This is a genomic window from Luteolibacter sp. Populi, assembly GCF_040801775.1.
In the GTDB taxonomy this organism is placed as follows: Bacteria; Verrucomicrobiota; Verrucomicrobiia; order Verrucomicrobiales; family Akkermansiaceae; genus Haloferula.
Genome location: NZ_CP161812.1, coordinates 4,520,088 through 4,536,051 on the forward strand (window position 1 = coordinate 4,520,088; position 15,964 = coordinate 4,536,051).

5 protein-coding genes are annotated in these 15,964 nt (G+C 65.4%); all 5 read left to right on the forward strand.

The window, feature by feature from the left end:
• Nucleotides 1-18 precede the first annotated feature (18 nt).
• The 5 genes from ABWK72_RS18335 (at nucleotide 19) to allE (ending at nucleotide 15,947) form a co-directional block, all read left to right on the forward strand.
• Entirely contained in the window at nucleotides 19-11,862 is an 11,844-nt protein-coding gene (locus ABWK72_RS18335) for an Ig-like domain-containing protein (RefSeq protein WP_367871018.1), read from the forward strand.
• 97 nt (nucleotides 11,863-11,959) lie between these two features.
• Nucleotides 11,960-12,289, forward strand: coding sequence for a hydroxyisourate hydrolase (uraH, locus tag ABWK72_RS18340; RefSeq protein WP_367871019.1), 330 nt, complete (start codon nucleotides 11,960-11,962; stop codon nucleotides 12,287-12,289).
• A 6-nt stretch (nucleotides 12,290-12,295) separates the two neighbouring features.
• Nucleotides 12,296-13,672: a M20 family metallo-hydrolase gene (locus tag ABWK72_RS18345; protein WP_367871020.1), complete on the forward strand. Its 1,377-nt coding sequence runs from the start codon at nucleotides 12,296-12,298 to the stop codon at nucleotides 13,670-13,672.
• 155 nt (nucleotides 13,673-13,827) lie between these two features.
• Nucleotides 13,828-15,210, forward strand: coding sequence for an allantoinase AllB (allB, locus tag ABWK72_RS18350; protein WP_367871021.1), 1,383 nt, complete (start codon nucleotides 13,828-13,830; stop codon nucleotides 15,208-15,210).
• Entirely contained in the window at nucleotides 15,207-15,947 is a 741-nt protein-coding gene (allE, locus tag ABWK72_RS18355; protein ID WP_367871022.1) for a (S)-ureidoglycine aminohydrolase, read from the forward strand. The genes allB and allE overlap by 4 nt, the downstream gene beginning before the upstream one ends.
• Nucleotides 15,948-15,964 lie beyond the last annotated feature (17 nt).

A 15,964-nucleotide genomic window follows, 5' to 3' on the forward strand; every position in this document is an offset into this window, starting at 1 on the left:
TTCTTTTTCCTCCTCGCCATGGACTTGCCCTTCCGCCTTCTCCCGCTGCTCGCTTGCCTCGTCTTTGCCGGTAGTGCCGCTGCGGCGGTGCCGACCCTGACCGCCATCTCCGACCTCACCGGTGGGAATGAAGACGGCGCGAGTTCCATCCCTTTCTCGACCCTCTCGGGGGCGTCGAATGCTGCGGATGCCGATGGGAACACGATCTCCTTCCGCTTCAAATCCGCCATCAGCGGCACCCTCCGCAAGGGTGGCTCTATCGTGGATGCGGACGAGACCCTGGGGAGCGGCGAAACCTGGAGTTGGACCCCGCCACCCAATGCCAACGGCTTGATCGATGCCTTCCGCGTGCGCGCTCTCGCAAATGGCGAGGAGTCCGCCACCGACATCGTGGTGAAGATCAATGTCACGGCGGTGAACGACGCGCCCTCCTTTACCAAGGGTAGCACGGTCACGGTCGCGGAAGACTCCGGTCCGTATTCGGAGAGCGGGTGGGCCACTGCGATCAGCAAGGGGCCGTCCGATGAAAGCGGACAGACCCTGCAATTCGTCATCGTCTCGAACAGCAATGCCGGCCTCTTCTCCGCGGCTCCGGCGGTGAGTCCGGGCGGGACTCTCACCTTCACGTCCGCCGCCGATCAGAACGGCAGCGCCACCATTGTCCTGAAGCTGACCGATGGGGGTGGCATCTTGAATGGCGGCGACAACGAATCGGCCAACCAAAGCTTCACCATCAACGTCTCTGCCGTGCCGGATTTCCCGGTGCTCGGCGGGACTCTCAAAGGCACTTCGGCCAGCCCCTTGTCCGATGCCGGAGTCGGCGAGGCCGGGACTCCCGCCGCCGCCGATGTCTTCGGCCTGCTGACGGTTGCCGATGCGGATGGCGACAACGTGACCACCACGGTGACCATCTCGAATCAGGTCGATCTCTACGGCACCTTCGCGCTTCCGAATTCGAGCGTCGCCACCGTGGGTTCGGACAAGGTCTATACCTTGTCGAATCTCAGTCCCTCGACCGCCCAGACCCGCTTGCGCTTGGCCACCTTCACGCCGCTCCCCAATGCCCAGCCGGTCGGCGTCTTCAACTTCGCGGCGAAGGTGGAAGTCCGCGATAGCACCGCGCGCGATGCCACGCCGCTGAATGGCCCGGTCTATGTCGAGTCGGTCAACGACAGCCCCGTGGTCGCCGCGACCCTGGCGGTGGGCACCGTGCCCGACAGCATCGAGTCGACTCCCTTCCGCATTACCGTCAGCGATCCCGATCCCGGCGATAGCTTCTCCGTCACCATCGCCGAAACCAGCGCGACGCCGCGCGGCACCTTGGTCCCGCCGACCAATCCGATGACCGGCACCGCGCCGGGAATCGCAGCGGCCATGCAGGCGGTCCGCTACCAGCCGATCCAGCAGACCGCGAATCAGGTCGCGACCTTCGCCGTGAATGTCGCCGACGTGCATCCTTCCGGCAGCTCCGGCACGCCCGTGACCCGGCCGCTTTCGCTGAACATCAGCTTCACCAACGATCCGCCGCAGATCTCGGGCGTGACCACCGAGGTGATCCGCACCTCCGATGACGCTTCCATCGCCGCGGTCTTTCCCTTCCCGACCGTGACCATCGGCGATGCCGATCCGGGCCAATCGCTGACCCTTACACTCTCGCTCGACGATCCCGCGAAGGGCAGCTTCAGCGGAGACTTCAATGCCTTGGGCCAGCTCACCGGCACCGCCGCCGAGATTACCAGGGACCTTCGTCTGGTGACCTTCCGCCCCGCCCCCGGCCGCATCCCGATCAACCAGAGCGAGACCGTCACCATCACCATCACGGTTACGGATGGCACCGCCACCCGCACCAATAATCTGACCAAGATCGAGGTTACGTCGATCAACGGAGCTCCGTCTGTCACTTGGGATGTCACGAACGATAACGTCGCCGGCAATTTCCCGCTGACTTCGAATCCCGCGCTGATCGACCCTTCTCCCGCCGCCGAGCCTTTCGAGAAAGTAGGCATCGCCGATGACGGGCAGGTGGTTGTTACGATCAAACTCGACAATGCGGCCAAGGGCGAGCTTCAGACCCTCGGCGCCTTCGAAGCATCCGAGACGGTACCAGGTAGCTACAGTTTCACCGGTACCGCGGATGAAGCTCAGGATGCGATCCGCGATATCGTTTTCGTGCCGAGCGCTTCCTACATCTTCCCGCCGAATCAACCGGGCCGCACGGACTTCACCATCACCGCCAGCGATTCCGCGCTCAACCTGACCACCCGCCTGCTGCCGATCGTGCTGGTGAGCGATTCGCGGAATTTCATGGTCACCAGCCTGCTGGACGATGCCGCCTTGCCCGGCACGCTTCGGCATGCGGTCTCGTTCGCGAAGAACAACGACGTCATCACCTTCGCCCTGCCGAGTTATCCAGCGGTGATCCGCTTGAGCAAGGCCCTCGGCCCGCTGGTGCTCGACAAGCACGTGACGCTCCGTGGTCCGGGGGCGGACAAGCTCACGCTGACCGGGGACTCGAATGGCAACGCCTCCACCGATTCCGGCGACGTCCAGCTCTTCCGCGTCTTTGCGGGGGTGAAGATCAAGGGCCTGCGCCTTGCGCGCGGCTTCGCGAATACCGGCGGTGCCGCCTTCGTCGGTCGCCTGCAGCCAGACCTCGCGGCGGGCGCCCTCACGCTTGAGGACTGCACGCTGGTGAACTGCATGGCCAGCCAGTGGGGCGGCGCGATCGATGTCGCGGAGGGCTCCTTGGTCGTGGACCGCTGCCTCTTCGAGTCGAACACGCTGCATTCTTCCTCGGGCCGCGGCGGCGCTGCGGTCTCGCTCTACACGGATGCGGCCTGCTCCTTCCTCAATACCACCTTCTCCGGCAATTCGCAGCCGGCCCCGACGGGATTCGGCGGCGGCGCGATCTATGCGGAGAACTTCACGCCGAACCATCTCTTCCAGACCACGATCACGCACTGCACCTTCGCCGCGAATAGCGATGCCGCGAACAAGGGCAGCGCGATCCACAGCAATGTCTCGAATACCCGCGTCACCGTCTCTAACAGCATCTTCGGCGACGTCTCGGCCCGTAACCTCCAGGTCGCCGGCGGCGGTCAGATCCTTTCCGGCGGTGGCAACCTCGCACGTGACAACACTTCCACCACCCTCATCCAAGGCGGCGTCCCACAGCAGGTCGTCCTGCTGAACCAGGCCACCGACCGGCGCAACCTCGACCCGAAACTCGATCCGGAGCTCGGGCCGCCGGGCACGCTTGAGGGACCGAGCCGCGGCTATCGCCTGCTCGCGGATAGCCCGGCCATCGGTGCCGCGCTTCCCGGACTGGCGGTCGTGGACCAGCGCGGCGTGATCCGCAATAGCAGCGCGGACATCGGCGCGGTCGATGCCAACGCGCTCGGCAAGATCGTCATCCACGAGATTTTCGCCTCGCAGACTTCGCCCGCGCCGCAGTTCATCGAGTTCTACAATCCCCGCGATCAGGGCGCTGTCGATCTCAGCGGCTTCGAGGTCTGGATCGATGGCTTGAAGCGCCACGTCTTCTCCCCGCAGGTGGTCCGGCCCGGCTTCGGGATCATCCTTGCCGATACCCTGCTGACTCCTGCCAATGCGAACACCCCGGTGGTCCTGCCATCGGAAGATGCCCTTACGGAAGAACTCGATCTCGGCCTACGCGGGCGCATCGAGCTGCGCGCGCCGACTCCGGCCGGTGCGAAGACGGTGGAAGCCGTCTCCTATGTGGCGGTCTTCGTGAACTCCGCCTCGCCGGCCGTTTCCATTGATTACGATCTCCACTCCCTGACCCTCGCGCCGCAGTTCCAAGGAGCCGCCTTCGTGCCGCACGGGCTGGTCCAGCCGCCTCCGAATGGCGGTGTGCTACCCGGGTTCGACGGGGCCAAGACTTCGCCCGGTGCCGATGCCGGCGGCACTCCCTTCGGCGAAGCCAATGCCTATCCGGTCGCCGTCGCCGATTCCTTCGAAGTCACCGAGGACGAATTGTCCGTGCTTGATGTGCTGGTCAACGACCTCGACGCCGATGGCTCCGACAAGCCGTTCGCCGTCGATCTCAACACCGCGCTGTCACCGTTTGCGCCCGCGTCTAACAAGGGCTCGCTGCTGACTTCCGCGGGTGCTGGCGTGACCATTTCTCCCGCAGGCTCGCCGCTTCGCGGCACCGCGCTGGGCTACGATCCACGCACGGCCTTCAACTACCTGCCGGCCGGCGCCCGGGTCACCGACACCTTCGCCTATTCGATCATCGATGTCGGCAGCGGCGCGATCGCCGCCTTCGCGAATGGCGGTGCCGGCACGACCTTGGTCACTGCGCCGTCCCACCGTTTGGCCTCGGGCGAGATGGTCACCATCAGCGGTGCCGGCCCGGCGGGCTACAATGGCACCCGCAGTGTCACTGCGGTCGATGGCGACACCTTCCGCATGGCGGTGGCCTTCACCGCCAATCCGGGCGCGCTCGAGCTTGGCCGCTGGCAAGCGGTTGAGCCCCGTCTGCCCAGCGCGCGCGATGAGGCGCTCGTGCAAGTCGCGGTCCTCGGCCGCAATGATCCTCCCGCTCCGGCGGCCGATTTGGTCGCGACCAATGAGGAGACGGTATTGCGCATCCTCGGCGATCCGGGCAGCGGCAGCGCTCTCGATACCGATGCTCTCTATCCGCAGCCGCGCCAGTTCGCCACCGCTGGCATCCTCGCGAACGACAGCGACCCGGACACCAACGATCAGCCTTTCTCTCAACTGCATGTTGTCGGCGTGTGCCAGGTGAATCCGATCACCAGCTTCAGCGGCACTTCGGGTGAGGCGCCGGTTACCGTCAGTGCCCCGGCCCACGGTCTGGCGGGTGGGTCCACCGTCCTGATCTCGGGTTACGGCGGCCATCGTTCCTACAATGGTTACCATGCGGTCACCGTGATCGATGCCGACAGCTTCACGATTCCCGTGACCTTCGTGGACAATGCGGCGGTCAAAGGACTGTGGACCGTACTGAACGACGCGAACCGTCTCAGCACCACCAGCCTCCACGGTGCCGCCGTCACCTTGGAAATCCGCGCCAACCGGGCCCAGACCAATATCGTCTTCAATCCGCGTCCTTCGACCGATCTTGACGGCCTCGCCAACGGCGAATCCACGATCGATAGCTTCTACTACGCCGTCGCGGACAATGCTGGTGCGGTCTCGCTCGCGAAGCTCTCCGTCCATGTCGCCGGAGTGAACGACGCTCCCGTGCCCGTCGACGATCCGCCCGGTCTCGCGGTGCTCAATCCACTGCTGCCTCCCGGCCAGACCCTGCCCACCTTCACCGCGGCATCGGAGGTCCTCTACGTTCTGCCTTCCGCCACTTCGCCCGGCAGCCTGAATGTCGCCCTGCGTCCGCCGGGCGGTGCGGCGGGGGATGTGGTGGTGATTCCTTCCATCGCCTGGACCCACGAGGATCTCGCGCTGCCCTTGGCCAGTTCCGGCTTGCTGGCGAACGATGCCGATGTGGATCGCAGCGACGTCCTCCGACTTGAGATCGGAGCCGGCCAGAATCTCAGCCGCGAAGGTGCTGCCATCAGCCTGAGCCCGGATGGCTCGGTGCTGACTTACAACCCGAGCGCCGCCGCGAAGCTCCAGGCGCTCGCTTTCAAGGAGCGGGTTATCGACACCTTCACCGTTACCGTCTTCGACGGCATCGCGCGGGTCAACACGCTGGTCGCCGTGCTGGTCGAGGGCCGCAACGACCAGCCGATCGCCTCGAACGCCACCTTCACCACGCCGGAGAAGACCCTGCTCGGCGTAACTCCTCCGGGCCTGCTGACCAGCGGCCTCGAGATCGACCAGAACACCCGCTTGCCGGACAACCGCAAGTTCCTGCTGCCGGTGGCAAACGCGGACACCACCGTCAGCGGTGCCAAGGTCAATGTCCTGCTCGAAGTCCGGCAGGGTTCCATCAATGGCTTCGCCGCGAAGCCGGGGACGCCCGCGGTAACGCTGGTGCTCGCGCCGGCTCACGGCCTGCAGAGCGGCGAGGAAGTGGTGCTGCCTGCCAGCGGCGCGCTCACCGGCCAATACGTCCTGACCCGGATCGACAACGACAGCTTCACGGTCCCGGTCGCTTGGAATGCCAGCTTCTCCTCGCTCGCCGGCACCTGGCGGGTGCTGGCCAGCACCTTCCAGTATGATCCGCGCGGCTCGATTTTCCCCGGCGCGACCGGCGGCCCCTCGTTCACTCTTCAAGGTCTCGCCCAGGGGCAGACCTACAACGATGCCTTCACCTACACGCTTCTCGATGGCAGCTTCCTCTTTGCGAACGATGACATCTATCGCATCGAGGCCGACCGCGGCACCATCGAGCTTCGCGTGCTCGACAATGACACCAGCCTCGACGGGGTTGCCACGAGTCGCCGCATCATCTCGGTGGGCCCGCCGAATGCCGGCGGCACGGTTGTCCTGAATGGCGATCAGTCGCTGATCTACACGCCGGAGATCGGCTTCGTGGGAGATGAGGTCTTCACCTACACGATCGAAGACGATCTCGGGAATCGCGACACCGGCCTGGTCACCGCGCGCGTCACCATCGACCGCCTCAATGGCAATCTGCGGGCGAATGCCGACCGCTTCACGGTCGCCGCCGGGCAGGCCCCGCTGCTCCATGTGCTGGCCAACGACAGTATCATCCCGGCGACCGGCGATCCGCTGGCGCTGGTCTCGATTTCAACCCCGCCGGATCACGCCGGGGCGGCGGTCATCGAGAACGGTCGCATCCGCTACACACCTTCGGCCGCGGCGGTGACCTTCCCGTATACCGAGACCTTCGCCTACACGATGTCCGGTGGCGGGTCCACGACGGCTGAGGCCATGGTCACCGTGCTGGTGGAGAACCGCGCGGGCACCCTGAACGTCCGGGCCGATTCCTTCGGTGTCCCGATCAATAGCAGCCAGGCCACGCTCAACGTGCTGGAGAATGACAACATCCTTCCGGGTACGGGCGACGCGCTTGAGATCACCGCGGTCACCACTCCGGCTCACGGCAGCGTCACCATCATCAATGGCGTGGCGCTGGCTTACACCGCGCCCGCGGGCTTCCTCGGCAACGACATCTTCTCCTACACCGCGGCCGATGGCTTCGGCGGCACGGGCACCGCGCTGGTCACGGTGAAAGTCGGCTACCTTACGACCAATACCGACATCTTCAGTGTTCACTTCGACGACGCCGCGAAGTCGACCGACGATGGCTTCACCACGCTCGATGTGCTGGCCAATGACAATGTCCTCCAGGTCGGGACCGGTGCGGTGACGATCACCGGGGTCACTCCGACATCGGTCGCCCTCGGCCAGATGAGCATCACCTCGGGCGGTGCTTCGCTGCGCTTCGACCCGGCCGTCGGTGCCACCGGTCAGAATGACTTCACCTACACCATCACTGATGCCGGCGGCCGCAACGCTACCGGCACCGTGACCGTGGTCGTGATTGCCAATGGCATCCGCGCCAGCAGCGATTTCTACACCGTCCAGACCGACAGCCAGCAGAACGAACTGGCTGTGCTCTCGAACGACCTTCGCATCTCCGATCTGCCCGGAGAGTTATCGGTAGGCTCGATCGGCACCGGGCCGAATGCGCCGGACCAGGGCGGCACGGTCGAGATCAGCGGGGACTTCAAGCGCCTCATCTACACCCCGGCTCCCGGGTTCAGCGGCACCGAGACCTTCACTTGCACGGTCACCGATGGGGATAACAGCGATACCGCCCGCGTGACCGTCCGCGCGACGACGGGTGAAATGGTCGCCGGAGAAGATGAGTTTCTCGCTTTCCGGGACAGCCCGCCCAATCGCCTCTCCGTGCTCGATAATGACCGCGTGATTCCGGATGCCGGACAGTTGCTTCTGATCGTGGCCACCAGCAACGACCCCGGCAACCTCTCGAACCCGCCGCATCGCGGAACCCTGGATATCATCGAGGGCGGTGCCGCGCTGAGCTACACGCCTTCGCCCGAGAACACGGTCTTCCCTTACGTGGAGACCTTCACTTACGAGATCTCCTCCGGCGGTGCCGCGCGCGCCGCGGCACTCGTCCGGATCGAAGTGCTCGACCGCATCGGCAGCCGCAATCTGGAGACGAATGGAGACGTGTTCGCCGTCCGCAGCGATTCCTCCGGCACGCTTTTGCCGGTGCTTGCCAACGACAGCGTTTTGCCTGCCAGCGCCGGTGATTGGGTCATCACCGAGGTTACGGTGCCGACCTCGAATCTTTGCTCGCCCTTCGTGACCGGCGATTTTCCGGATCCGGTGGCGCTGACCTCCGCGCTGTCGGCACAGTCCACGCCGCTTACCCAGTTCCTTTGGCTCCGTTTCTCACCTGCCGCGCGCAGCTTGTTCGCGGGGGCTTCCGCATCCGAAGTCCAGCGGCGTGTGGCCTTGGTCACGGAGTTCAATGCCATCGTCAAATCCGGCAGCTCGATCTATGATTCCGCCCGCTTCGCCGGGATCACGCTGCGCGCCGAGACCCAGGCCCTGCTGGACGCGGGTGCCAGCGGCGAACAGTTGATCGTTCTCAACCGCCTGCTGCTCGAAGATGCATTCAGCGTCCTGCTCCGCCAGGCCACGGGTGGGGGATCGGTCCAGATCGTCGGCAGCAATTTGATCTACGTCCCGCAGCCGGGCTTCGTCGGCAGCGTGCGCTTCACCTATCGCGTCTGGGATGGTCTGGGCGGCACCGGCTTCGGCGAGGTCACCGTCCGCGTCGGAGATATCAGCGTTAGCGACGATGCCTTTACCGTGCTTGCCGGCGGCGGTGCCGTGGCACTCGACGTGACCGCCAACGACGGCGTCCTGCGCACGGCCTTCCCCGCTTCCCAGCAGGCGGCTCAAGCCGACTTCACGCTCACGCTCGTCAAGGTGCCTACGGTGGATCCCGTGGCAGCCGGCACGGTCGCAGTCACCAGCGACACGATCTCCTTCACCCCTGCCGGGAATTTCGAAGGCAAGGCGACCATCACCTATTGGGTCGAAGACGACGGCGGCTGCACCTATCCGGGCATCGCCACGGTCTCCGTGATGCCGCAGGGCGGCGATCGCGATACCGCCGTCGCCACGATCACCGTCACCGGCGTCAATGATCCGCCGCAGTTGTTGAATGCCGATCCACGCGTGACCCTGGACACCACAGCGGTGCAGCCCTTCGCGAACGCGACGGTGGTCGAGTTCGACGCGCAGCGCCTGCAACTTGTCACGCTGACCATCACTTATCCGCCCGGACAAGGCGTTCTCGGTGGCGGCTTCACCATCGTCTCGCCCGGCGTGCTGCAGTTCCAGGGCACCGCCGCGGAAGTCACCGCGGCCCTGCGTGCGCTGGTTTTCACTCCGGTGATCAACCGCATCCCCGTTGGCCAGACCGAGAACACCGTCTTCGCCGCGAGCATGAACAACGGTGTCGTTGCCACCCCGGTCGTCGTGAATGCCGTGACCACCGTCACGCCTGTCAATGACCTGCCGGTGATCACCGGCACCATCGCCGGCCAGAAGCTCTACCAATATTCCTCGCTGCGACCCTTCGCCGGGGTCAATATCACCGATGTCGATAACCTCGGGATCCAGCCGCAGACGGTCACGGTCGCCCTCGACAATGCGATCAAGGGCGGGTTCTCGAATCTGGGAGGATTCGTCCAGCAGCCTGCGGGTAGCGGTATCTACGTCTTCACCGGCACGCCTGCCGCCTCGGCTGCCGCGCTGCGCGGACTGGTCTTCACTCCCACCCCGGGAACCCGCGTGACGCCCCAGTTACCGGAGATCGTCGGCCTCAGCTTGAGTGTCAATGACGGCTTCGCCGCGCCCGTCGTGAATGCCGTCACGACCGTTCAGGTCCTGCATGGCGAAGTGGACAAGCTCCTGCCTCTGGCGACGAATGGCAACGACGCTAGCCAGGCTGCTGCCAGCTTCGGCAGCGCGGTGGCCGTCAGCGGGAACACCATGGTGGTCGGCTCCCCGCTGCGCGACAACGTGGCTCCCGATGCGGGCCGCGTCTTCATCTATGAACGCAATGCCGGTGTCGGCCTGCCTTGGGGCCAAGTCGCCCAGATCGCCGCGAGCGACCCGGTTTCCGGAGACCGCTTCGGCGAGTCGGTGGCGATCGATGGCAACTTGATGGTGATCGGTGCCCCCGGTGCCGATGCCGCGGCGAACAACGCGGGTGCCGCCTATGTCTTCCAGCGCGATGCCGTGAATCCGAATGCCTGGAGCCAGGTGGCCAAGATTGTTCCGCCCGCGATCAACGGGGGTGGCGGGGATGCGTTCGGCTCCGCGGTCGCGATCGACAACCTGACGATTCTGGTAGGGGCTCCGAATGCCAACTTGCCGGCAGCTTCCCGCTCGGGGCGCGCATTCATGTTCGGCTCCGCCAGCGGCACCACCTGGGCGCACCAACAGACCCTCGTCGCCGCGGATAACCGGGGCACCAATCAGATCGGCGATAGCGAATTCTTCGGCTCTGCCGTCACGCTTGAAGGCAATACCGCGGTGGTCGGTTCTCCCGGCGCGAATGCTGGCGGAAGCAGTAGCCAGTGGAACTACGGCGCGGCCTATGTCTTCACTCGCCCGACTTCGGTCGCCACCTGGGGTGAGATCCGGCGCTTGGACGAGTTCAGCGATCCCGATGGCACGAGCCACGCAGGTCTGGGATTCTCGGTGGACCTCTCCGGTGACCGGCTCGCCGTGGGTGTCTATTCAGGAGGCTCGCCGATCGGGAACTTCAAGGCTGGCGGAGTCCGCATCTACGAGCGCAATACCGGCGGCTCGAACCAGTGGGGTGTGGTGCAAAAATTCGTCCCCGGCAGCGGAACCGCATCCACCAATTTCGGCTACTCGGTGGCTCTCTCCGGTGAACTGCTGATGATCGGTTCTCCGGGCTCCGACTCCGGCTCCGCTGACAAGCGTGGCTACGTGGAAGTCTATCGCCGCAGGTCCACCGGGAGTCCGGCATGGACGCAGATCGACCGCTTCATGCCCTCGCCCTCGTCCGGCTCCACCGATCGCTTCGGCCACTCCCTCGCCATGGATGGATTCACCGGCATCGCCGGGTCCGCGGAGGACGGCGTGAACGGGCCCGGCGCGGCGACGGCCGGCAGCGCCCGCGCCTATCAGTTCCAGTATGACCTCGGACCGCGCCTTACCGTTCAGGTGCCGGATCAGCTCGCGCAGCTGGACACGGCATTCCAGTTCACGGTGAATCCGGCGACCTTCGACGATCCCGTTTACCCGGGCGCGCTGACCTTGTCGCTACGCCTTTCGGACGGGAATCCTTTGCCGGCCGGGGCTTGGCTCTCCTTCAATCCCGCGACGGGAGTGTTCTCGGGAACCCCGCTTGCCGCGAATCATGCAAACTACGAGTTCGTCCTGACTGCTACCAATCCCCTGGGTTCGGTGATCGTCTCGAATCCCTTCCGCATTCAGGTCGAGTCTGCCGCGGGCGATCTGGCGGCCGCCTATGCAGCTTGGGCCGCCGGCAAATTCACGCCGCAGGTGCTGGGGAATCCGGCGCTGGCTACCACCGTCTGGGGCATGGACGCCGATCCTGAGAAGGACGGAAACTCCAACCTCCTGGAAATGCTCTTCAATACCAATCCGAACCAAGCGGACCACGGAGACCTCGTCATCACCCGTCTCAGCAGCACCCTAGCTTCGGTGAGCTTCACCCGCTCCGCCGCATTCCCGGCGGACTCGGTGCATGTCCAGTGGTCGGGGGATATGGCTGCATGGTCGGGCTCGGGAGTGGTGCTGACATCCCAAGCGATCGCGGGCGGTAATTTCAAGATGACCGGGGTGATCACCCTGCCCTCGGCCCGCACCAAGGTGTTTGCCCGGGTGATTGCCGGCCAGTAAGCGGGCCGTCGCAAGCCGACGGAATGGCCCCAATCCGCGCAGGAGGCGATTATCACGCGGTCTTGTCGGCGGCGCCGGATCTGTTCAGGGTGGGGGAATGGGGAAATTGACGACACACGTTCTGGACACGGCCCATGGCCGGCCTGCCGCGGGGATGGGCGTGAGCCTGCGGCGGGATGGGAAGGTGGTCGCCTCGGTGGTGACGAATGCCGACGGCCGCTGCGAGGGGCCGCTGCTGGAAGGCGAGGAGCTGGTGGCGGGGACCTACGAGCTGCAATTCCAGGTGCGCGAGTATTTCACGGGGATTGGCGTGGCTTCGCCCTTCCTGGACGTGGTGCCGGTGCGTTTCCGGGTGGAAGCGGGGCACTCGTATCACGTGCCGCTGGTGTGCTCGCCATTTGCGTATTCCACTTACAGAGGGAGCTAGGAAGGGATGAGTGATTTTGAAACTGCACTGGAGCGGCTGCTCGGGCGGATCGAGGCGCTGGGGGAGGTGACCGACACGCCGGGCGCCCTGACCCGGACGTTTTTGTCGCGGGCGAATCTGGAGGCGGCGGGACTGGTGGGGGAATGGATGCGGGAGGCGGGGATGAGCGTGGCGTATGACCAGGGGGGGACGGTTCGGGGGGTATTGGACAAACGGAAAGCGGAAAGCGGTAGCGGTAAGGAGGTGGAAGATGCGCCGGGTCAGGGCTCGTCCCGCTTACCGCCTACCGACGGCCGCCCTCTTTTGCTGGGCTCGCACATCGATACGGTGATCGATGCAGGGAAGTACGACGGCGCGCTGGGAGTGCTGATCGCGATCGCGGCACTGGAGGTGACCGGACCGCTGGCGTTTCCGGTGCATGTGCTGGGCTTCTCCGATGAGGAGGGAGTGCGCTTCCATGCGACGTATCTGGGGAGCCGGGCCTGTGTGGGGCAGCTCCGGGAGGAGCTGCTGGCAGTCAGGGATGCGGAGGGAGTCTCGTTGCGGCAGGCTTTGGAAGGAGGCCTGAGGGGAGGGGAGAGACGCCCGGCCCTTCGTAGCCCGGAGGATGAAGGAGGAACGCCGGATGCTGAATTGAAAGAGGGCAGCGGGGAGATCGGAGAGGAGGATGCGCTGTTTTATCGACCGGGGGAGTGCCGGGGCTATGTGGAGGTCCACATCGAGCAGGGGCGGGTGCTGGAGGGATTGGGGGAGGCGGTGTGCGCGGTCTCGGGGATTTGCGGCCAGACCCGCTTGATGCTGACGCTGCGCGGGCAGACGGATCATGCGGGGACGACGCCGATGGACCTGCGCAAGGACGCGCTGGCGGGTGCCTCCGAATGCGTGCTGGCGGCCGAGCGCTTGGCCCGGGGAAATGCGGGCCTGATGGCGACGGTGGGGAAGCTGACCGTCATCCCGGGAGCCTCGAATGCGATCCCGGGTGAGGTGCGCTTCACGCTCGATTTCCGCCATCCGGAGGATGCTCCGCGGGAAAGCCTGCTGGCGGGATTGCTCGGGGAATTCGGGGAATTCGCGAAGAGCCGGAGCCTGGAATTTTCCCGGGAGACGGTCCAGAGCAATGCGGCGGTGCCTTGTGATCCGGAGCTGACCGGACAGCTCCTGGATGCGGCGGAGCCGCTTGCCGGGGTCCGCCGTCTATTGGCCAGCGGCGCGGGGCACGACGGGGTGATGATGTCCACGGTGATGCCGATCGCGATGCTCTTCGTGCGCTGCCGGGCAGGGCTGAGCCATCATCCGGATGAGTATGCCGCGCCGGAGGATATCGGGGTGGCGTTGAGAGTGCTGGTGGATTTCTTGAAACGAACTTCCAAGGCAGAACTTTGAATGGATTTTGAAGCGAACGAAACGCAGAGGCGCAGAGGTCGCGGGGAGGGGCGCAGAGGGATCTCCGGTGTTGCCCGGCCATCAATCCTTTCCCCAACACACTCTGATTTGTGATTTGAAGATTAGTGATTAGTGATTCTGTCTTTCCTTTCCCCATGAGCCATTTCGACACGATCATCAGAAACGCCTCCGTGGTGACTGCCGAGGGAGTCCGCAGCCTCGACGTCGGCATCTCCGGCGGTTGTTTCGCGGCGCTGGGGGAAAACCTCGCGGGTTGGGCGGTGCTGGAGATCGATGCGCGGGGCAAGGTGATGTTCCCGGGCTTGGTCGATGCGCATGTGCACTTCAACGAACCGGGACGGACAGAGTGGGAGGGCTTTGCGACGGGCTCGGCGTCGCTGGCCGCGGGCGGCGGGACTTCATTCATCGACATGCCGCTCAATTCCTCGCCGCCGGTGCTGGATATCGGGAGTTTTTCCGCGAAGCGGCGGGCGGGGGAGGCGAATAGCCGGCTGGACTTCGCGCTGTGGGGTGGTCTGACGCCGGATTCAGTGGGCAATCTGGCGGATCTCGCGCGGGCCGGCGTAGCGGGCTTCAAGGCTTTTCTCTGCCCGAGCGGCCTGGAGGAATTCGCGGTGGCGAACGAGGCGACGCTGCGCAAGGGCATGCACATCGCGGCAGAGTTCCAGGTGCCGGTGGCCGTGCACGCGGAGAGCCCGGCGGTGATTGCGGCACACCAGCGGGAGTTCCCCCCGACGCGTCCGGGCACGATGGCCGATTGGCTGGCATCGCGGCCGGTGGCGGCGGAGATCGCGGCGATCGAGATGGCGGTGGCCTGCGCGCGGGATACCGGCTGCGCCCTGCATGTGGTCCATGTGAGCGCGCCCCAGGGGATCGACCTGATCCACGCGGCCAAGCGCGAGGGAATCGATGTGACGGCGGAGACCTGTCCGCACTATTTGCTGCTGGATACTTGGGCGGCGGAACGGATCGGGGCGGCGGCCAAGTGCGCGCCGCCGCTGCGTTCGCCAGGGACCTTGGACGGCCTGTGGCGGAGACTGGCGGCGGGCGAGATCGATACGATCGGCTCGGATCACTCGCCCTCGCCACCGGAACTGAAGGAGGGCGACGATGTGTTTTCAATGTGGGGCGGGATTGCGGGCAGTCAGCACGGCTTCCCGCTGCTGCTGGAGCGGGCGGTCGGGGTATGGCTGCCGCTTGGACCGGGCGCGGCGACTCCGCTGAAGGGCCGGCCGGGCGAGGCATCGTGGGAGCTATTGGCGGCGCTCTTCGCGGCGAATCCGGCGCGGCGCTTCCGGCTGGACGGCCACAAGGGGCGGATCGCGGAGGGGTTGGATGCGGACTTCTGCCTGCTCTCGCCGGAGGAGTTTGTCATCGAGGCGAAAGACCTGCTGGCCCGCCACGCGATTTCGCCGTATGTCGGGATGCGCTGCGCATGGCGGGTGGAGGCCACCTGGCTGCGGGGGAATCCCGTCTCGCCCGCCACGCACGGCCGCTTCCTGACTCCCGACTCATGACTCCGCTTTTCGGCCACACCCGCACCCACGTTGCGCTCCGCCACGCCCTGATCGCTCCGGACGGCCACGTGCCGAGCATTTTTCCCGGATGGGAAGGGGCCACCGCCTATGTCCAGCTCTCCCCGGCGATCGGTGCGGAGCTCAGCCAGATGCTGGTGGTCTATGGCGAGGGCGGCGGCATGGCGCTCTTCCCGGCGGGCGAATACGAGCACGCGCTGTATGTGGAGGATGGCGATTGCCGGGTGGTCTGGGACGATGGCGATGTGACCTTGGCCGATGGCGGCTTCGCCTTCGTGCCGTCTGAAAACGTGCTGGCACTCCACGGCAGCGAGGGCACGCGGCTGACGCTTTTCCGAAAAATCTACGAACCGGTGGAGAACCTCGAGCCGCCGCCCGCGGTGAATGGCCACATCTCGGACGTCCCCGCCGAGCCCTTCCTCGGAAACGAGAAGGCGCGGCTGCAGACCTTGCTCCCGATCGACGCGCGCTACGATCTGGCGATGAATATTTTCACCTATCAGCCCGGCGCGACGCTGCCCTTCGTGGAGACCCACGTGATGGAGCACGGCCTGCTGATGCTGACGGGTCAGGGCGTCTATCGCCTGGAAGAGGAGTATTACCCGGTGAAGGCGGGCGACGCGATCTGGATGGCACCCTATTGCCCGCAGTGGTTCGTGGCGATGGGGGATGAGCCGGCGAGCTACCTTTATTACAAGGATGTGCACCGGTTGCCGTGAGAGGCCTGCCGCTGCGC